Here is a 17,582-nt window from a genome sequence, read left to right as displayed (position 1 = left end):
GCATGCAGCGACGTGGGGTTATGGCAGGGCGTACGAGATCACGTAGTCGCCGCGGTCAGTGGACTGGCGTGCGCCGCCTGCGGTGATCACCACGTACTGCTTGCCGGTTTTCGGCGAGACGTAGGTCATCGGGCCACCCTGGCTGCCGACTGGCAGGCGGGCTTTCCAGATTTCGTTGCCGTTGCTGCTGTCGTAGGCGCGCAGGTAGAAGTCCTGGGTACCGGCGATGAACACCAGACCGCCTTGGGTCGACAGGGTGCCGCCGAGGGTTGGCAAACCGATCTTGATCGGCAGGTGCATGCGGATGCCCAGGGGGCCTGTGTCTTCGACGGTACCGACCGGGACCTGCCAGGCGATCTGCTGGGTTTTCATGTCGATAGCCGTCAGCGTACCGAACGGCGGCGCCTGGCACGGAATACCGGCAATCGACAGGAAGCGGTTCTTGTTCACCGCGTAGGGCGTACCCTTGAGCGGTACCGCACCCATGCCAGTGTTCAGTGCTTCACCGCCGGCAGCAGCGTCGCCTTTGTTCTGCGAGGGGATCATCTGGATCCACAGGCCCAGGCGCATGTCGTTGACGAAGATGAAACCATGCACCGGGTCGGTCGACAGGCTGCCCCAGTTCATGCCGCCCAGCGACCCTGGGAAACTCAGCGACAGGTCGGTGCCCGGTGCAGTGTACAAGCCGTCGTAACGCATCTTCTTGAAATCGATGCGGCACAGCAGTTGGTCGTACGGGGTGGCGCCCCACATGTCCGCTTCGGTCAGGGTCTGCGCGCCGATCTGAGGCATGCCGACCGATTTGGGTTGGGTCGGGGAGTACGGTTCGTTGGGAATGTTGCTTGGCTTGACCGGGACTTCTTCGACCTTGGTCAGCGGCTTGCCGGTGGCGCGGTCGAGCACGTAGATCTGCCCGGCTTTGGTGCCGATCACCAGTGCAGGCACCGAGCTGCCATCGTCCTTGGTGAAGTCGATCAGGCTCGGCTGCATCGGCAGGTCGAAGTCCCACAGGTCGTTGTGCACGGTCTGGTACACCCATTTTTCGTTGCCCGTGGTCGCGTCAAGGGCCAGCACCGAAGCGCCGTAGGTGTGATCCAGCTTGTTGCGTTCCACACCATAGATGTCGGTGGATGAAGAGCCCATCGGCAGGAACACGGTGTTCATCGCCGGATCGTAGGACATCGGCGCCCAGCTGTTCGGCGTGCTGCGCACATAGGTGTTATCGCCCTCGGGCGCCTTGCGCTGTTGCGGGTTGCCCGGGTCGAAGGCCCAGCGCATTTCCCCGGTGATCACATCGAAACCGCGGATCACGCCACCTGGCATGTCGGTCTGGACGTTGTCGGCGACGCGCCCGCCGACCACCACGGTGGTGCCGGCCATCAATGGCGCAGACGACAGTTGATAGTAGGAATCTGGCACATTGCCCAAGCCGGCCATCAGGTTGACCTGACCGTCGTTGCCAAAGCCCTGACAGAACTGGCCATCGTCGGCATCGACCGCGATCAGGCGGCCGTCGATGGTATTGGTCAACAGTCGGCGCTGGCAGTTGGCACCTGGGGCCACCGTACCGCCAGTGACCGGCGAGCTGTCAGGCTGGGTCGGCTGGGCGACGGCGTTGGTGGCGTCGAAGTAGGCCAGGCCGCGGCAGCGCTGCCAGACCTTGGACTGCGCGTTGATTTCATTCTTCCACAGCTCCTTGCCGGTGTCGGCGTCGAGCGCGATCAGGTTGTTGTGCGGGGTGCAGATGAACACCTTGCTGCCGATCTGCAGCGGCGTCATCTGGTCTTCAGCGCCGTTGCCGTCGCTGAACGCCACGTCACCGGTGTGGTAGGTCCAGGCCACCTTGAGCTTGTCGACGTTGTCACGGTTGATCTGGTCGAGCGCGGCGAAGCGGCTACCGCCTTCGGTGTTGCCGTAATGCGCCCAGTCTTTCTGCGCTTTGCCGGCTTCGACCGGCGTTATGCCAGGGCCTTTGCCGGTCGGTGCCACACTTGGGTGGGCGACGAACATGTTGCCGGCGGCGATCACCAGCGCGATGGCCAGCACCCCGGCGATGCCGTAGGCGCCACGCCCACTGGTGGCACCATTGGCACGCGCCAGCAGCGGGTAGACCAGGGCGACCACCAGGCCGATGACGGCAAACATGAACAGGCGCGAGAACAATGGCCAGAACACCAGGCCGGCGTCGATCAAGGCCCAGAGTGCGGTACCCAGCAGGAACACTGCATACAGCCAGGCACCAGCGCGTTTGCGCCGGGCGATGAGCACGCCGGCGATGGCCATGGCCAGGCCGCCGATCAGGAAGTACCAGGAGCCGCCCAGACCGGCGAGCTTGATGCCGCCGGCAGCCAGGAGCAGGCCGAGCAGGGCGATGATCACGCCCAAGCCGACCAGGATGAAAGTTGTGGCGCGAGACGTGCGCGGTGTTTCGTTCATGCCAGGGATCTCAGCAGGTGGAATGCGCGCAGTTTAAGCCCTTAGCTTGCTAATTAACAAGTTAGTACAAAATAAATCGAGGCGGATTGTCGCAGGGCTGAACTTTACGTTTGATCAGTAAAAGTCTAGAACATGCTTGGAAAAACGCAGGAAAACGGCATTTCTGCGATTTAAAGAAGGCGCTACAGACTTTGGTATTAGGCGAGACCAGCCGATCACCGGCTGAGCGGCATGGCCACGCCGATGAGGGCGAACAGGCTCCCGCAGCAGCGATTGAACGCTTTGCCGCCGCGTGCCAGCCAAGGACGTATGCGTCCGGCTGCGGTGGCCAGGGCGAACTCCACGGCGCATTCGACGCAGACGAAAGTCAGCGCCATGATCGCAAATTGCCCAAGCAGGCCAAGCTTGGGATCGATGAATTGCGGCAAGAAGGCCGCGTAGAACAACACCACCTTGGGGTTGGCCAGGGCCGACAGCAGACCCTGGCGGAACATGCCGGCATTGCTCAGGCGCGCGGCGCCTTCGCTCAGTTCCAGGTGCAGGGCAGGGCTGCGCCAGAGCTGGATACCGAGCCAGAGCAAGTAGCCGCCGCCGGCCCATTTGAGCACGGTCAGCACCGAGGCCCCCGTCTGCAGCAACGCGCCGAGCCCGAACATCGCCAGGGCGATCAAGGCGCAAAAACCCAGCGCCCCGCCGCTGATGGTCAACAGCGTACGGCGCGCACCGTAAACTGCACCGTGGGTCAAGGCGAGCAGGCTATTGGGGCCGGGAGTCAAGGACAGGCCGATGCTCGCCAGCAGGTAGAGGATCCAGGTATCGAGTGCCATGTCCGACTCCTCGCAAGATTGGACTGCGCTCAGTGTAGACCAGCCCGAAGGATCATTGAGCGGTGCCGAACAGGCTGGTCCAGTAGATCCCGGCATCGCTTTTCGGATCGACTGCGTAGGCGGCGCCCAGCTCTTTGAAGTCAGGATTCATCAAGGTCGCGCAATGGCCTGGACTGTCCAGCCAGCCCTCCACCACCTTTTGCGCCGAATCACGCCCGGCGGCGATGTTCTCACCGATCTGCTGGTACAGGTAGCCGGCCAACTCTGCGCGATCGCCGGGGGTGCGCCCCTCTTTGTCGATATGATCGAAGAAGTTCTGATTGGCCATGGCCCGGGTATGCTCGGCCGCTACACCGGCCAGCACACTGCTCCAGGTGAGCGCCGGTGCGGCGGCGAACGGTTGACCGCCGCATTGGTGCGGCGCGCTGCGCGCCGTATTGATGGCCTGCAACAGCTTCTGCCCCTCAGCCTGCCAGTCGCCCAGGCGCCCGCTCAGAAGCGGTCGGGCCAGCACGATGCGCCAGTCACGGCCCTCCTGACTCACGCCGATGTCGACGAACTGTGGGTCGAGCACGACCTGGCAGAAGCTCTCTTCGATGGCATGCATGGCTGCGGGTGCGTCGCGTGGGCCGGACAGGCTGATGGCCTGGACGTTGACCATCGGGTAAGCCGCGCGGCTCATGGCCTGCTGCAGGTCACGAGTGCCTTCTGGCGACAATGCCAGACGGGTATCGCTATTGAGCGGCGGCAGTTCCAGCGAGGCACCGCTGCCGCATGCTTGGGCCTGGCTGCGGTAGCTGTTGATCGAATCGATCAGTCGCGCCTCTTCGCCGGTAACGGCCAGGGCCGCGGTCGAGAAGACCAGCCCCAGCGACAAGGCGGCAACGGATGACAGGACGCGCATGTGGATCTCCCTGTGACTGGCAGCGTCATGGTATGCGCTGCTCATCCTACACAAGCGCGAGGGTTTTGGCCCGTCTCGTGCAAAGCGTGGAAAGCCCGCAAGGCTTGCGGGCGGCAAAAGAGCAAGTAGACCCGGAAAGCCCGAAAAAGTGCGACGGCGGCGCTAGCGCGCGAGGGCCTGATTGGGTTTGTAGAACAAAAAGTGTCGCGTCTCGCCGGTCTTGCGATAGGCCTTGATCCAGCTTGGGCGCACATTGCGGTCGTGGAAATACAGGGCGCCACCGGTGATGTCCTGGAGTTGCTGGTTGAGGGCCTTGCGTGCAATTTCCTTGGCGATCTCGTAGCGGTCCTCTTCCTCGACCTGATCGGGACGGCCGTCGCACCACCAGGAAAATTGGCATGACTTGCTCTCTACACCCTGCTTGACCACCGCGCAGATGGTGTCGGGGAACCCGTCGTGGCCCAGGCGATTGAGCACTACGCTGGCTACCGCGCTCATGTCCTTGGCACCGGCACCCTTGGCTTCCCAGTAAATGGTGCGCGCCAGGCAGGTGATGCTGTCGTCGATGGCATCCTGGCCGGCCGGATCGACAGCCCGCACGTCTCTGGGTGACAGGGTTTCGGCCTCTCTGGGCAGTGGACCATCTTCTACCACTCTTTCTTCCAGGACCTGGGCTTTGTCCTGCGCCACTGCCGCTGAGGCGCCCTCTGCGCCGTGTACGGGGCAGGCCAGCGCGACGCAGATGAAGCTAACAGTGATCCAGGAGCAACACATGATCGAGCATCCACGACGGGCGATACTTGATAGTCTAGCCAAGCGGATTCAATTAAGCGTAAGCATTAATACCAAAGGCAGTGTCAGGCCTGCCAAGAGTGTCTGTAGTGCAATGATCGTCGCCATTAAGGACGCATTGCCACCCATTTGCCGAGCCATCACATAAGACGAGGACGCCGTCGGTAATGCCTGGAACAGCACCGCCACCACTGCTGCCGGCCCGCTCAATCCAAAAAGCCTGCACAGCCCCCAGGTGATCAGCGGCATCGCCAGAAATTTGAACGCCGAGGCTGCCGCGAGGGGTCGTAGGTGCTGGCTCAACCGTGCGCCGCCAAGCGCTGCGCCCACGCACAGCAGGCCCAAGGGCAGGGCGGCTTGGCCAAGCGCCTTGATGGTAGGCTCCAACCCTTCTCCCAGGCCTGTTCCAGTGAGCCGCAGCAGCAGGCCGATGACACAACCGATGATAAGCGGGTTGGCGAAAATTGCGCGCAGGACGTGGGCCACTGAACTGTGCCGTGCGCTGAAACGGGCAAATACCAGCACGCAGAGCAGGTTGACCAGCGGCACGATGGCCGCATTGGCCACGGCCGCCAGCGCAATCCCTGCACTGCCGTAGATCCCGGCAGCCAACGTGGCGCCGATGTAGTTGTTGAAACGCACCCCACCTTGGAACACCGATGTGAAGTCGGCACCCTCATGGTCGGCTATACCTTGATAGAGCATTAACAGCCCGCCACCGAGCAGCGTAGCCAGCATGAGTACACCGACCATTCCCAGCACGGGTACGCCTTGAAGATCGGCGGTCGCCAAACCATGCACGAACAGCGATGGCAGTAGCACGTAGTAGCTCAAACGCTCGGCACCGGGCCAGAACGCCTCGGCAAGAAAGCCGCGGCTGCGCAAGAAGGTGCCCAGGCCGATCAGCAAGATGATCGGAAGGAGAGTGTTTAGAAGCAGGTGGATCATGGGCGCGTTCCGTTGTCGGCAGGCGGCACAGATTAACCCGGTCTGCCCATGCGATTAAGACCCATCAGCAGCGTGCTTGAGAACGGAAGGAGCGGGGTGCACATAAGGTGTTACAGTCTGTGGCCCAAGGGAATGCCTTGCACCTGGCATAGTCCTATCCCATATGTGGATAGCCACCTGCCGATTTCACACCATGGAGAACACACATGAAAGCAGTCGTCTTCACCGCCTTGCTGGCCTCGGCCGGCCTCGCCCAGGCCGCCCAGACGGTGGAACTGAAGCTGGCCGGGAGCGATGGCCCCGGCAAGTCGATCGGCACCATCACTATCGAGCAGAACAAATACGGCACCCTGCTGACGCCGGACCTCAAAGACCTGCCGCCAGGCGTGCATGGTTTCCACCTGCACCAGAAGCCGTCCTGCGCGCCGGCCGATGACAATGGCAAGGCGGTGCCGGCCGGTGCTGCCGGGGGCCACTGGGACCCAGATTCCACCAATGCCCACAAAGGCCCGTACGATGACAGCGGCCACCGTGGCGACCTGCCCGCGTTGTACGTCGCAGCTGACGGCAAAGCCACTTACCCGGTTCTGGCGCCGCGTCTGAAGGCCGAGGATTTCAAAGGCCACGCGCTGATGGTGCATGCCGGTGGCGACAACCACAGCGATCATCCGGAGAAACTCGGCGGCGGCGGTGCCCGCTTCGCCTGTGGCGTGGTCGAGTAAGCACCCTGCACAAACGACTGAGGCCGCAATGCGGCCTCAGTCGTTTTCAGCAAGCAACCAGTGTCAGCGCTGCGGGTTGAGCGTCAGGTGCACGTGACGGTTGACGTCCTTGTACAGCAGGTAGCTGAACTTGCCTGGGCCGCCGGCGTAGCACGCTTGCGGGCAGAACGCGCGCAGCCACATGAAGTCGCCGGCTTCGACTTCGACCCAGTCCTGGTTCAAGCGGTACACCGCCTTACCTTCCAGCACATAAAGGCCATGCTCCATGACGTGGGTTTCGGCGAACGGGATCACGCCGCCCGGCTGGAAGGTGACGATGTTGACGTGCATGTCATGGCGCATATCGGCCATGTCGACGAAGCGGGTGGTGACCCAACGGCCTTCGGTGCCCGGCATCTCGATGACCGTGGCGTTGTCGCGATGAGTGACGAACGACTCTGGCACGGCCAGGCCTTCGACTTTCTGGTAGTGCTTGCGCAGCCAGTGGAAGGTGACGTTGGCCTGGCTATTGTTGCGCAGGCTCCACTCGGCGCCTGGCGCCAGGAACGCGTAACCGCCCGGGGTCAGGGTGTGGTGCTTGCCTTCGACGGTGATGTCCAACTGGCCTTCGACGATGAACACCACCGCTTCGGCGTTAGGGTCCAGCTCAGGGCGCTCGCTGCCGCCTTCCGGCGCTACTTCGACGATGTACTGCGAGAAGGTCTCGGCGAAGCCGGTCAGCGGCCGGGCGATGACCCACATGCGCATCTTGTCCCAGAACGGCAGGTGGCTGGTGACGATGTCACGCATCACGCCCTTGGGAATCACGGCGTAGGCTTCGGTGAACATGGCACGGTCAGTCAGCAGCTCGGTTTGAGCCGGGTGCCCACCGTGAGGGGCGAAGTAGGAATGGTTCGACATGAGCGGTCTCGATTTGTTGTTCTCTCCCCGTGCCTTGGACCACACCGGCCGGTGCGCGCAGGGAAGTTGCGCACAGCATAGGGGGCCGTGCGCGTCATCCACAAATTAAATGTTGTAATACTCGACATTCAATTAACGAATGGCGGTGCGCCGCCCGACGTGACGGTCGGGCAACTGGTCGCCTGCCGCGAACAACTTGTGCCGCAAGGTACCGTCACGATAAGTCGAAGGGTAGCGGCCACGACGTTGCAACTCCGGCACCAGCAGCTCCACCACATGGGTCAGATCGTCAGGTTGCACGGCATAGGTCAGGTTGAAACCATCGATACCGGTCTGCTCAAGCCAGGTTTCCAACTGATCGGCGACGTCGCTGGGCGAGCCCACCAGTACCGGCCCGCGTCCACCCAGGCCAATGAATTGCGCCGCTTCAGCCACGGTCCAGCGCCGGTTCGGGTCGGCGGCGGTGAAAGCCGCCAGCGCCGCGCGGCCGGCGTCGTTCTCGACATATTCTATGGGTGCCGTACGGTCGAGCCCGGCCAGGTCGATGCCGGTCCAGCCCGATAGCAGCGCCAGGGCCGCGTCCACATCCACGTAATGCCGGTATTCGGCAAAGCGCGCCTCGGCCTGCTCGGTGGTCGGCGCTACGATCAACAACGCCTGGGCGTAGATCAGCACCTCGCCCGGCGCACGGCCGGCGGCGGCAACGGCGCTGCGAATGCCGTCGGCGTAGCGCCGCAGCACGGTGGTCGAGGGGCCGCTGATGAATACGCACTCGGCGTGGCGGGCGGCGAACTGCTGCCCGCGCGGCGAAGCGCCGGCCTGGAACAGTACCGGGGTGCGTTGTGGCGAAGGCTGGCACAGGTGCATGCCCGGTACCTGGAAATGTTCGCCGTGATGAGCGATCGCATGCACTTTGCTGGGCTCGATGTAGCGTCCGGTGTCGCCCTCTAGTTGCACCGCGTCGTCTTCCCAGCTCTTCTCCCAGAGCTTGTACAGCACTTCAAGGTATTCCTCGGCCAGCTCGTAGCGCTGGTCATGCCCCAACTGCCTGGGCAACCCGAGATTGCGCGCCGCGCTGTCCGGGTAACCGGTGACGATATTCCAGCCGACCCGGCCATTGCTCAGGTGATCGAGCGTGGACATGCGCCGGGCGAAGGGATAAGGGTGCTCGTAGGTCAGCGAGAAGGTCACGCCAAACCCCAGGTGTTCGGTCACGGCGGCCATGGCCGGCACCACCAGCAAAGGGTCGTTGACCGGCACTTGCACGCCGCCGCGCAAGGCGGCCTGTGGGCCGCCCTGGTAGACATCGTAGATGCCCATGACGTCGGCGATGAACAGCGCATCGAACAGACCGCGCTCCAGCAGGCGGGCCATGTCGGTCCAATAGTCGAGGCGGTTGAACGCCACGCTGGTATTGCGCGGGTGACGCCACAGCCCCGGTGACTGATGGCTGGCGGCGTTCATGCTGAACGCATTGAAACGGATCGGACGCGGCATCGTCAGCACTCCCGCTCAAGGCAGCACGGATGAGGGGTAGACCGCGTCGGCCACCTGCAGCTTGCGCGGAATCAGACCCAGCCCCTGGAAGGTATCGGCCAGCTTCTGCTGTTCGGCGATGATCTGCGGGGTGATCGCCACCGCATTGTAGTTGCGTCGTTCGCTGGCTACCTCCAGCACACTGGCGCTGATGCCCAGCTGCGGCGCCAGCAATGCCGCGACTTCGCCGGGTTTGGCGTTAGCCCACTGGCTGACCTTGGCCAATTCGCCGAAGAATGTCTTGAGCAGGTCCTTGTGCTGATCGGCAAAGCTGGCGGTCGACAAGTAGAAGGTACGGTTGTTGGACAGGCCGCTGCCATCGCGCAGGTTCTTCAAGCCCGGCTGGCGCTCGGCCGCCGCCAGAAACGGATCCCACAACGTCGCGGCTTGCACGCTGCCGGACTGCAGCGCCGCCACCGCATCGGCGGCATTGTTGACATAGGCCGGGGTGATGTCCTGGTAGCTCAGGCCGGCTTGTTCAAGCGCCACCGCCAGCAGGTACTGGGCATTCCAGCCGCGACCGGTGGCCACCCGCTGGCCCTTGAGCGACTGGACACTGCTGAGTTGGTCCTGCTCACGCACGACTAAACCGATGCCGCGCGGATAGGGTTGTTCAGCGGCGAGGTAGACCACCGGTTTACCGGCCGCCTGGGCGAACACCGATGGCGCATCGGCGGCGTGCCCCAGGTCGATGGCGCCGGTACTCAGTGCTTCGAGCAATTGCGGGCCAGCAGCGAACTCATGCCAACTCACCTGCACGCCCTTTGGCGCCAGGGCTTTCTCCAGGGCGCCGCTGCTTTTCAGAATGTTGATGCTGTTGAATTTCTGGTAGCCGATGCGCAGTGTCTTGGCTTGCTCGGCCAGTGCCGAGGCGCTTGGCAAGAGGCTGGCGGCGAGGCTAAAGAAGAGGCCGCCGAGCAACACTCGGCGCAGGGAAGAAAAGGGCATGGTGCAGGTTCCTCGAGATGGGCAACGGTGACCCAAGCGTAAGGAGGCTGCAGGGGCCTTTCAATTCGTTAATTCCATTTGGTTAGATTGTTTTGTTCTTTTTATATCATTTTGTGTTTGTGTCGTATGATGACGAAATTTTCACATGCTCTTGCTAGCATTCGCGCCAGTTTCAAGGAGCCCAACCATGTCGATTCTCCACTGGCGCAGCACGCGCATCGTTCTCATTGTCACCGCGGGCCTGTTGTGCGCCACCCTCGGGTTTTTCGCCTGGCAATCGTTCTACCCCGTTCAGGCAGCCGATGGCTGGAACGTCAGTGTGTTGCACCGCGATGTGGCCAAGGCCGCCTCGCTGCTGCCCCAAGCCGATGGCAGTCTGCTGGTCAGCCGCGAACTGGATGATGGCAAAGGCAGCATCCTGAAGATCACCGCCAACGGTCAGCGCCAGGTGCTGATCGACAGTTTGTCCAAGCCCGACGGCATGACCGCCGCGCTTGGCGGCTGGGTATTCAGCCAGGAAGGCGGGAGCGCACCGGTCAGCCTGTCGCGCAACGGCACAGTCACTGACCTGTTTCACGGCGAGAGCGTCCAGGGGCTGTGGAACGACGGCGACCACCTCTATGCCATCGAAGATCGCAAAGGTAATGGCCGTCTGATGCGCTACGATTGGGCGAGCGGGGAGGTTGAGGTATTGCGTTCCGGCCTGACCGAGACCGAGGGCCTGGCGCGCTGCGATGGCGGCCACCTGCTTTACACCGAAAAAGGCACCGGTGTGGTCCGGGCACTTTCCGAAGACGGCAATGACCCTGTCGTGGTCGGCGGCTTGAGTCATCCGACATTCCTGATGTGTGACCAGCGCGGCTTGTGGATCAGCGAAGACAACACGCACCGCGCACGCCTGCTGCGGGTCGACCCGGACGGCACCCAGCACACCGTGTTGACCTTCCTCAAGGCGCCGCAGTCGATCGTCGCCGACGGCCACGGCGGCTACTTGCTTGCTGAAGGCGGCCGCGACCGGGTATTGCAACTGACGCCCCCTGACCAGCCGACCGACGCGCAGCGCTGAGCCGAGCGTCTAGCCCGCAAGCGCCTGGCGGACGATGTCGGCGCCCTTGACCAGTGCCTCCAGCTTGCCCCTGGCCACCTGCCGGGGCAGCGGTGCCATGCCGCAGTTGGTACAGGGGTACAGCTTGTCGGCATCGACGAATGCCAGCGCCTTGCGCAAGGTGTCGGCGACTTCCTCAGGCGTTTCAATGGCATGGTTGGCGACATCGATGGCGCCAACCATGACCTTCTTGCCGCGGATCAACTCGAGCAGCTCCATGGGCACCCGCGCGTTGTGGCACTCCAGCGAAATGATGTCGATGGCCGATGTCTGCAGTTTGGGAAACGCCTGTTCGTACTGCCGCCATTCAGACCCCAGGGTCTTTTTCCAGTCAGTATTGGCCTTGATCCCGTAGCCGTAACAAATGTGCACCGCTGTTTCGCAGCGCAGGCCTTGCGCAGCGCGTTCCAGTGTGGCGATGCCCCAGTCGTTGACCTCATCGAAGAACACATTGAAGGCCGGCTCATCGAACTGAATGATGTCCACCCCCGCAGCTTCCAATTCACGGGCTTCCTCATTGAGGATCTCGGCAAATGCCCAGGCCAGCTTTTCGCGGCTTTTGTAGTGGCTGTCGTACAGCGTGTCGATCATCGTCATGGGGCCGGGCAGTGCCCACTTGATCGGCTGGCCGGTCAGTTGTCGCAGACGCTTGGCGTCCTCGACGAACACCGGTCGTTGCCGCGCCACGCTGCTGACCACCGTAGGCACACTGGCGTCATAGCGATCGCGGATTCTCACGGTCGCGCGCCGGTCGAAATCGACCCCATGCAGATGTTCGATGAAGGTCGTGACGAAGTGTTGGCGGGTCTGCTCGCCGTCACTGACGATATCCAGCCCGGCCTGTTGCTGATCCAGCAGGGCCAGGCGCAACGCGTCATGTTTGCCGTCATCCAGTGCCTGGCCCTGCAACTGCCAGGGTGCCCACAAGGTTTCAGGGGTCGCCAGCCAGGCAGGCTTGGGCAGGCTGCCGGCCGTGGAGGTAGGAAGCAATGTGTTCATGGAAAGTAGCCTTGTTGAAGTGCCTGAGTCAGGCAGCGTGACGGGCGAGCCACTGCTGCAGCAGTGCCTGGTGAGGTTTGATGAAGTGCGCTTCGGCGAAGCGTCCTTGTTCGACGGCCAGGCGCGCGCGTTCGGCGCGGTCGTAGACGATGCGCGTCAAGGAGTGGTCCGCATGCTGCAAACTGGGCTGGAACACCGCGCCCGCCGCTGCGTTGGCGTTGTAGATCTCCGGGCGGTAAATCTTCTGGAAGGTGTCCATGGTGCTGATGGTGCTGATCAGCTCGAGGTTGCTGTAGTCGTTGAGCAGATCGCCGGCGAAATAGAAGGCTAGCGGCGCGACGCAGCCGGTGGGCATGAAGTAACGAACCTGCAACCCCATGTGAGCGAAGTACTGGTCGGTCAGGGAGTGGGCATCCTGGCGGTATTCGACGCCCAGTACCGGGTGGTGATTGTCGGTGCGTCGATAAGTCTTGCTGGTTGAAACGCTCAAGCAAATGACCGGTGATTTGGCGAACTGCTCACGATAGGCCGCCGAGTTGACGAACTGCTTGAACAGTTGCCCGTGCAGCACGCCGAAGTTTTCCGGTGCGCTGAAGTTAGGCCGTTGCTCATTATGCTGCGCCAACAAGACACTGAAGTCGTAATCACGCACATAAGATGAGAAGTTATTGCCGAGCATGCCAGCAGTGCGCGTCTGGGTATGCCGATCGATAATCGTCGTTTGCAGTATCTCGATCAGCGGCAGGGGCGCAGCAGCACTGTTCGAATCCAACTGCACAGCGCCGGAAACAATCTCGAGCTCAAGCGCGAAGCGCTCTGCCTTGGGGTTATCCCAGCACGCCAGGGCGTTGAAACGGTGGTTGATCATGGCCAGCGTATTGCGTAGATTTTCTTGCCGGTGCTCGCCCCGCGCCAAGTTGGCGAAGTTGGTGGTAATGCGCGTGGTGTCGGCCGGCCGGTAGTGTTCATCGAACGCTACGCGACTGAGCGTGAAATCAAAGGCTGGGCTGTTCATGACAAGTTCCGCGAATCCTTACGGGCTCAATAAAGTGAGTTGTAGTGTAGGGGCGGCCGCTGTCACTTAATACTGAATTGATTTCACTGCTACTTCGATGATGTTCATGACGGCGCATCGTTGGCGTCAACGGCTGCGCCGTACTGTTTGCGCGATTATTTGAGCGCTTGCAGCTGATGTTGCAGGCGTGATGCAGCCCGAGCCGGCAGGTCTGCTGGCAATGCCGGGGCTTTCGCTTGCGCAGCGCCTACCTGAATGAGCATGACCATGCCCATTCCCAGGTGAGGGATGCACTGGATGCCGTACAGTCCCGGCACCGCGAACCTGTGCACGAAGGGTTGGCTGATCTGGCTCTTGAACGGCTCGGCACCGGCCGGTAGCAGCGATGGCATGCTGGCTGCGTTGTGGCTGCTGTGGGTGGGCACGAAGCGCACGCTGTCACCCGGCGCAATGCGCAGATGGTCGGGTTCAAAAACCATGGCTCCACCAGCCCCACGGTTGAGCATCTTCACCTCGAAGGTTGCGCCGAGGGCAGCGGTGGCAGCGCTGGCCGCCGCGAGCAGTACCAGCACTGCGCCTGTGGTACGGCCGTTCATTGACCGCCCTCACCGCTGGCAAATGCCGTCGACAGGGTTTCCAGGCCGCGGAACAAGCGAATCCCGGCCTGCATCGCATCGGCGTCGAGAATCACGATGCGCCCATTCTTCACCGCCTCCATCTGCCGGGTGACCGGGTCGTTGCGCAAGAATTCCAGCTTCTTGTGATAATCGTCGGCGGGGAAGCGTCGGCGGTCCATGCGCGCGATGATGATCCAGGTTGGATTGGCCTTGGCCAGCGTTTCCCAGCCCACGGTCGGCCACTCTTCGTGGGATTGCACGACGTTGCGCACGCCAAGGGTTTGCAGCATGAAATCGGCCACGCCTTGGCGACCGGCGACGTACGGATCGATCTCAAGATCCGCGCTGGAGAACCAGAACATCGCCGAGGTGTGCGACAGGTCCTTGCCGGCCACATGCTGCTTGGCGCGCTCCAGCCGCCTGCGCAGGTCGTTGTTCAAGGCTTCGCCACGGTCTTGTACGTCGAAGATCGCGGCTAGCTCGCTGACGCTTTTATAGACCGTGTCGATGCGAAACGGCTGCAGGCGAGTGCCGTCTGCGCCGACCAGGTTATCCTTGCCTTCGCAGTCGGAAGGCAGCAGGTAAGTGGGGATGTTCAGCTCGCTGAACTGCTCGCGGGTACCGACCACACCCTGGGGCCCGACCATCCATTCGAACTGCACCGTCACCAGTTGCGGACGCTTGTTGACCACTGCCTCGAAACTGGGATCGTTGTCGGCCAGGCGCTCGACCTGCTGATCCTGCGCCTTGAATTCAGGCAACACATTGTTGAACCACAATGAAGTGCCGGCCACCTTGCTGCCCAGGCCCAAGGCGTAGAGCATCTCGGTACCGGCCTGGCCGATGGTCACTGCGCGTTGCGGCGCCTGGCCGAAGGTCTGCGCTACGCCACAATTCTCCACCGTAAGTGGGTAGTGCGTGGCTTGGGCATGGGCCAGCGCGGGGGCGCTGATGGCGGCGAGCAACAGGTACAGGCGGGGCAACATGGGCGATCTCCTATCGAGCGGTGCGCGGCAGGCACGCAGGACAGGCATCGCCAGGCCCCATGGACACATGGAACAGAACCCCAGGCAGGGCAGAGGATGGCCATCCCGGACACCCCGCCGGTTGGTGATATGTGCCGGCAGGTCTCCTGACTGATGCGTCATGGCCCGGCTCCTGCCTTCCCGGAATTCATCCAGTGGCGTTGATGGAGCAGGCTCGGCACCTACAGTTGCGGGGGCAGTTCCGTTTGGCTCACCGGGGGCGAACGACGGATTCCCTATTAATTCCGTGATGGAAACCGGCGAGCGGCATCCTAGAGCATCGAGCCGCCCAGGGAAAGGGCGTGCAAGCCCTTTATGCCAGCGGCTCTGCCTCGGTGCCGGCCTGGCTGGTCTGATCATCGAGCTTCAACCGGTCAGCCTTGCTGATGTACCTGGGCTTGTTGCTCTTGGGCGCGAGCTTTGCATTGGCTTTCTTCTGGTGGGCTTTGAGCAGCTGTTTGAGTTTCTTCTGGCGGTTCATCTTCCGGCTCGCTGTGCAACAGGTGCGCGCATTGTACCCGGGCCTGATGCGCAGCCGGGTTTATTAATTAATGAAATGAGTTCATGTCAGTTGGGATAAAACACCATAAATCATCATTTAGGGAATGAATAAACTGAGTGTCCCTCTGTCGGAGCCCTTCAATGTCTGTTTATGAAACATCCGCCCAAGTGAGTACTACCTCCCGGGCTGCAGGCGTCAGCATCTTGATTCTGGCGTTTTCCGCATTCCTGATCGTCACCACCGAGTTCCTGATCGTCGGGTTGCTCCCGGCGTTGGCCCGGGATCTTGGTATTTCCATCGCGCTTGCCGGGCAGTTGGTGACGCTGTTCGCGTTCACAGTGATGATTTTCGGCCCACCGCTGACGGCGATGCTGTCGCACCTGGATCGCAAGAAGCTGTTCATTGGCATCCTGTTGCTGTTCGCCGCATCCAATGCCGTGGCCGCCGCATCGAACAGCTTCTGGCTATTGGCGCTGGCGCGCGTGGTGCCTGCCTTGGCGCTGCCGGTGTTCTGGGGCACTGCCAGTGAAACCGCCGGGCAATTGGCCGGGGCGCAGCGCGCCGGGCGGGCGGTTTCGCGGGTGTACCTGGGAATTTCTGCAGCCATGTTGCTGGGCATACCACTGGGCACCGTCGCGGCCAGTGCCGTTGGCTGGCGCGGTGCATTCTGGCTGCTGGCAGGGCTGTCGCTGATCATGGCCGTGGCCATGTGGGTGTACATGCCCACGGTTGCGCGCACGGCCAAGGTGGACCTGCTCAAGCAGGCGCAGATCTTCAAGCAACCCGTGTTTCTCGGCAACGTGCTGCTGTCGGTGCTGGTGTTCAGCGCGATGTTCATCGCCTACACCTACCTGGCTGATATCCTCGAGCGGGTCGCGGGGGTGGCGCCGCAACAAGTAGGCTGGTGGATGATGGGCTTTGGCGCCATCGGCCTGGTCGGCAATTGGATTGGCGGCAAGGCGGTGGATCGTTCGCCGATCAACGCCACCATCGGTTTCCTGGCCCTGCTGGGGTTGGGCATGGCTGCCACGGTGGCCCTGGCTGGCAGCGGCTGGCTGTTCTGCGTGGCGCTTGGCCTGTGGGGGATTGCCAACACGGCGCTGTATCCGGTGAGCCAAGTGCGGGTCATGCAGTCGGTCAGTCAGGCGCAGGCATTGGCAGGCACGACCAATGTATCGGCGGCCAATGCCGGTATCGGCATCGGCGCGATCGTTGGCGGCATGACAGTCGCCAATCTGGGCGTTGCCTGGCTCGGCTACGTGGCCGCCGCCGTGGCCGCCCTGGCGCTGCTGTTGGCCGTGCTGGTGCGCAGGCTCAAGCCCGGCCGCTAGGGCAGGGCACCAGGCTGGCTACCGTGCGGCGCCAGCCTGGGTAGCAGGTAGTCGAGCAGCGCTCGCACCTTGGGCAGGTTCTCACGGCTTTTCAGCCACACCAGGTGCATGGGCAGGCCATCGGTGGCCAGCTCCGGCAGCACCTCGACCAGGGTGCCCTGATCGATGTGCCGCTGGGTCAGCCAGGTTGGCAGCTGGCCGATGCCATGCCCGGCGAGCACCGCCGCCACTTCGCCTTCGCCATCGCCTACGGCAATACGCGTCTGCAGCGTGCGCCGTTCCATCTCGCCGGGCTGGCGACCCTTGAAGAACCACGGGGTGACCTGGCCATCGCCATGGCCGTAGCCAACACAGTGGTGCTGGTCCAGATCCCGCGCGGTGCGTGGCCATCCGTGCTGCGCGAGGTAGGCGGGTGAGGCGCAGAAGATCAGGCGTTGCGCGCCAAAGTACTGATGACCCAGCGCTGCCGACCAGGTATCCGGCCCACCGATGCGCACGACGATATCGATACCCTCGTGGACCGGGTCGATGAACCGGTCAGAGAACGAGATGTGCGGTTGCAGCAGCGGATGCTGGTGGATGAACGCCAGCACCAGCGGCAGCACGTGCAGGCGACCATAGGACGCGGGCAGGTCCAGGCGAACCTTGCCATGGGGCTCGTCGCCCTGGGCACCAAGGGCATGCTCGACCTGCTCCAGGTCTGCCAGCACCGAGGTACAGGTGCGGTAGAAGGTGACGCCCGCTTCGGTCAGCGCCAGGGTCCGCGTGGTGCGGTTGAACAGCCGTACACCCAGGCGCTGCTCGAGGCGCGCCATGCTCTTGCTGACCGCAGAGCCGGTCAGGTTCAGCCGGTCGGCCGCTGCGGTGAAACTACCAAGATCGGCCACGGCGACGAACACGTCGAGCCCTTTGAGCCGTTCAGACGAAAACATCACCCAGTTCCTTGAGTATCATCAAAGCCGTTTTATTCGCACG

Annotated in this window: 17 protein-coding genes and 1 riboswitch; of the genes, 3 read left to right on the top strand and 14 right to left on the bottom strand. The window is 62.6% G+C overall.

Annotation, left to right across the window (positions count from 1 at the left end; translation table 11 throughout):
• Window positions 1-18: 18 nt before the first annotated feature.
• The 5 genes from ACLEJW_RS03595 to ACLEJW_RS03575 all read right to left on the bottom strand — a co-directional run bounded on the left by ACLEJW_RS03595 (window position 19) and on the right by ACLEJW_RS03575 (window position 5,907).
• The gene (locus ACLEJW_RS03595) at window positions 19-2,436 is read right to left on the bottom strand and encodes a glucose/quinate/shikimate family membrane-bound PQQ-dependent dehydrogenase (RefSeq protein WP_440776993.1); all 2,418 of its coding nucleotides are present in this window, start codon (window positions 2,434-2,436) and stop codon (window positions 19-21) included.
• A 215-nt stretch (window positions 2,437-2,651) separates the two neighbouring features.
• The gene (locus ACLEJW_RS03590; RefSeq protein ID WP_313294920.1) at window positions 2,652-3,263 is read right to left on the bottom strand and encodes a LysE family translocator; all 612 of its coding nucleotides are present in this window, start codon (window positions 3,261-3,263) and stop codon (window positions 2,652-2,654) included.
• Between the two features lie 52 nt (window positions 3,264-3,315).
• Window positions 3,316-4,167 carry a CAP domain-containing protein gene (locus ACLEJW_RS03585; RefSeq protein ID WP_145186522.1) on the bottom strand — a complete coding sequence of 284 codons (852 nt, stop codon included), beginning with the start codon at window positions 4,165-4,167 and terminating at the stop codon, window positions 3,316-3,318.
• 162 nt (window positions 4,168-4,329) lie between these two features.
• The gene (locus ACLEJW_RS03580) at window positions 4,330-4,941 is read right to left on the bottom strand and encodes a cell wall hydrolase (protein ID WP_313294921.1); all 612 of its coding nucleotides are present in this window, start codon (window positions 4,939-4,941) and stop codon (window positions 4,330-4,332) included.
• 48 nt (window positions 4,942-4,989) lie between these two features.
• A complete protein-coding gene (locus tag ACLEJW_RS03575) occupies window positions 4,990-5,907 on the bottom strand; it encodes an AEC family transporter (protein ID WP_440776992.1) in 918 nt (305 codons plus the stop codon).
• 206 nt (window positions 5,908-6,113) lie between these two features.
• On the opposite strand from ACLEJW_RS03575, the gene sodC reads away from it, so the two are divergent.
• Entirely contained in the window at window positions 6,114-6,629 is a 516-nt protein-coding gene (sodC, locus tag ACLEJW_RS03570) for a superoxide dismutase family protein (RefSeq protein ID WP_145186513.1), read from the top strand.
• A 63-nt stretch (window positions 6,630-6,692) separates the two neighbouring features.
• On the opposite strand, the gene ACLEJW_RS03565 is transcribed toward sodC, so the two are convergent.
• The 3 genes from ACLEJW_RS03565 to ACLEJW_RS03555 all read right to left on the bottom strand — a co-directional run bounded on the left by ACLEJW_RS03565 (window position 6,693) and on the right by ACLEJW_RS03555 (window position 10,013).
• On the bottom strand, window positions 6,693-7,529 hold the full coding sequence (locus tag ACLEJW_RS03565) for a bifunctional allantoicase/(S)-ureidoglycine aminohydrolase (protein WP_060477124.1): 837 nt from the start codon (window positions 7,527-7,529) through the stop codon (window positions 6,693-6,695).
• 132 nt (window positions 7,530-7,661) lie between these two features.
• On the bottom strand, window positions 7,662-9,026 hold the full coding sequence (locus ACLEJW_RS03560) for an LLM class flavin-dependent oxidoreductase (protein ID WP_440776991.1): 1,365 nt from the start codon (window positions 9,024-9,026) through the stop codon (window positions 7,662-7,664).
• A 15-nt stretch (window positions 9,027-9,041) separates the two neighbouring features.
• Window positions 9,042-10,013, bottom strand: a complete 972-nt coding sequence (locus ACLEJW_RS03555) for an aliphatic sulfonate ABC transporter substrate-binding protein (RefSeq protein WP_440776990.1) — start codon at window positions 10,011-10,013, stop codon at window positions 9,042-9,044.
• A gap of 187 nt (window positions 10,014-10,200) precedes the next feature.
• Here ACLEJW_RS03555 and ACLEJW_RS03550 point away from each other — a divergent pair, with 187 nt between their 5' ends.
• Window positions 10,201-11,079, top strand: a complete 879-nt coding sequence (locus ACLEJW_RS03550; RefSeq protein ID WP_313455241.1) for a hypothetical protein — start codon at window positions 10,201-10,203, stop codon at window positions 11,077-11,079.
• Between the two features lie 9 nt (window positions 11,080-11,088).
• On the opposite strand, the gene ACLEJW_RS03545 is transcribed toward ACLEJW_RS03550, so the two are convergent.
• The 5 genes from ACLEJW_RS03545 to ACLEJW_RS03525 all read right to left on the bottom strand — a co-directional run bounded on the left by ACLEJW_RS03545 (window position 11,089) and on the right by ACLEJW_RS03525 (window position 15,255).
• Window positions 11,089-12,117 (bottom strand): methionine synthase, encoded by a 1,029-nt coding sequence (locus ACLEJW_RS03545; protein WP_145186502.1) that lies wholly within the window; start codon window positions 12,115-12,117, stop codon window positions 11,089-11,091.
• 28 nt (window positions 12,118-12,145) lie between these two features.
• Window positions 12,146-13,132, bottom strand: coding sequence for a DUF1852 domain-containing protein (locus ACLEJW_RS03540; RefSeq protein ID WP_145186499.1), 987 nt, complete (start codon window positions 13,130-13,132; stop codon window positions 12,146-12,148).
• A gap of 155 nt (window positions 13,133-13,287) precedes the next feature.
• Window positions 13,288-13,728: a pseudoazurin gene (locus tag ACLEJW_RS03535; RefSeq protein WP_145186496.1), complete on the bottom strand. Its 441-nt coding sequence runs from the start codon at window positions 13,726-13,728 to the stop codon at window positions 13,288-13,290.
• Window positions 13,725-14,735, bottom strand: a complete 1,011-nt coding sequence (locus ACLEJW_RS03530) for an ABC transporter substrate-binding protein (RefSeq protein WP_440776989.1) — start codon at window positions 14,733-14,735, stop codon at window positions 13,725-13,727. The genes ACLEJW_RS03535 and ACLEJW_RS03530 overlap by 4 nt, the downstream gene beginning before the upstream one ends.
• Window positions 14,736-14,854: 119 nt before the next feature.
• Window positions 14,855-15,051: riboswitch (cobalamin riboswitch) on the bottom strand.
• A 36-nt stretch (window positions 15,052-15,087) separates the two neighbouring features.
• The gene (locus ACLEJW_RS03525; protein WP_313455234.1) at window positions 15,088-15,255 is read right to left on the bottom strand and encodes a DUF2986 domain-containing protein; all 168 of its coding nucleotides are present in this window, start codon (window positions 15,253-15,255) and stop codon (window positions 15,088-15,090) included.
• A gap of 161 nt (window positions 15,256-15,416) precedes the next feature.
• Here ACLEJW_RS03525 and ACLEJW_RS03520 point away from each other — a divergent pair, with 161 nt between their 5' ends.
• The gene (locus tag ACLEJW_RS03520) at window positions 15,417-16,607 is read left to right on the top strand and encodes an MFS transporter (protein WP_440776988.1); all 1,191 of its coding nucleotides are present in this window, start codon (window positions 15,417-15,419) and stop codon (window positions 16,605-16,607) included.
• Here the strand turns inward: ACLEJW_RS03520 and ACLEJW_RS03515 are convergent.
• Window positions 16,604-17,539 (bottom strand): LysR family transcriptional regulator, encoded by a 936-nt coding sequence (locus ACLEJW_RS03515; protein WP_440776987.1) that lies wholly within the window; start codon window positions 17,537-17,539, stop codon window positions 16,604-16,606. The genes ACLEJW_RS03520 and ACLEJW_RS03515 overlap by 4 nt on opposite strands.
• Window positions 17,540-17,582 lie beyond the last annotated feature (43 nt).

The sequence above is a fragment of the Pseudomonas sp. SMSB3 genome, assembly GCF_052041965.1.
In the GTDB taxonomy this organism is placed as follows: domain Bacteria; phylum Pseudomonadota; class Gammaproteobacteria; order Pseudomonadales; family Pseudomonadaceae; genus Aquipseudomonas.
Note: the sequence above shows the minus strand (reverse complement) of the source record. Positions and strands in the feature narration are given on the sequence as shown.

Excerpts from the sequence above, each read along its gene's own strand:
- ACLEJW_RS03520 (WP_440776988.1), top strand. The coding sequence starts at position 15,417 with ATGTCTGTTTATGAAACATCCGCCCAAGTGAGTACTACCTCCCGGGCT.
- sodC (WP_145186513.1), top strand. The coding sequence starts at position 6,114 with ATGAAAGCAGTCGTCTTCACCGCCTTGCTGGCCTCGGCCGGCCTCGCC.
- ACLEJW_RS03590 (WP_313294920.1), bottom strand. The coding sequence starts at position 3,263 with ATGGCACTCGATACCTGGATCCTCTACCTGCTGGCGAGCATCGGCCTG.
- ACLEJW_RS03525 (WP_313455234.1), bottom strand. The coding sequence starts at position 15,255 with ATGAACCGCCAGAAGAAACTCAAACAGCTGCTCAAAGCCCACCAGAAG.
- ACLEJW_RS03555 (WP_440776990.1), bottom strand. The coding sequence starts at position 10,013 with ATGCCCTTTTCTTCCCTGCGCCGAGTGTTGCTCGGCGGCCTCTTCTTT.
- ACLEJW_RS03540 (WP_145186499.1), bottom strand. The coding sequence starts at position 13,132 with ATGAACAGCCCAGCCTTTGATTTCACGCTCAGTCGCGTAGCGTTCGAT.
- ACLEJW_RS03530 (WP_440776989.1), bottom strand. The coding sequence starts at position 14,735 with ATGTTGCCCCGCCTGTACCTGTTGCTCGCCGCCATCAGCGCCCCCGCG.
- ACLEJW_RS03575 (WP_440776992.1), bottom strand. The coding sequence starts at position 5,907 with ATGATCCACCTGCTTCTAAACACTCTCCTTCCGATCATCTTGCTGATC.
- ACLEJW_RS03580 (WP_313294921.1), bottom strand. The coding sequence starts at position 4,941 with ATGTGTTGCTCCTGGATCACTGTTAGCTTCATCTGCGTCGCGCTGGCC.
- ACLEJW_RS03565 (WP_060477124.1), bottom strand. The coding sequence starts at position 7,529 with ATGTCGAACCATTCCTACTTCGCCCCTCACGGTGGGCACCCGGCTCAA.
- ACLEJW_RS03535 (WP_145186496.1), bottom strand. The coding sequence starts at position 13,728 with ATGAACGGCCGTACCACAGGCGCAGTGCTGGTACTGCTCGCGGCGGCC.
- ACLEJW_RS03545 (WP_145186502.1), bottom strand. The coding sequence starts at position 12,117 with ATGAACACATTGCTTCCTACCTCCACGGCCGGCAGCCTGCCCAAGCCT.
- ACLEJW_RS03585 (WP_145186522.1), bottom strand. The coding sequence starts at position 4,167 with ATGCGCGTCCTGTCATCCGTTGCCGCCTTGTCGCTGGGGCTGGTCTTC.
- ACLEJW_RS03560 (WP_440776991.1), bottom strand. The coding sequence starts at position 9,026 with ATGCCGCGTCCGATCCGTTTCAATGCGTTCAGCATGAACGCCGCCAGC.
- ACLEJW_RS03595 (WP_440776993.1), bottom strand. The coding sequence starts at position 2,436 with ATGAACGAAACACCGCGCACGTCTCGCGCCACAACTTTCATCCTGGTC.
- ACLEJW_RS03515 (WP_440776987.1), bottom strand. The coding sequence starts at position 17,539 with ATGTTTTCGTCTGAACGGCTCAAAGGGCTCGACGTGTTCGTCGCCGTG.
- ACLEJW_RS03550 (WP_313455241.1), top strand. The coding sequence starts at position 10,201 with ATGTCGATTCTCCACTGGCGCAGCACGCGCATCGTTCTCATTGTCACC.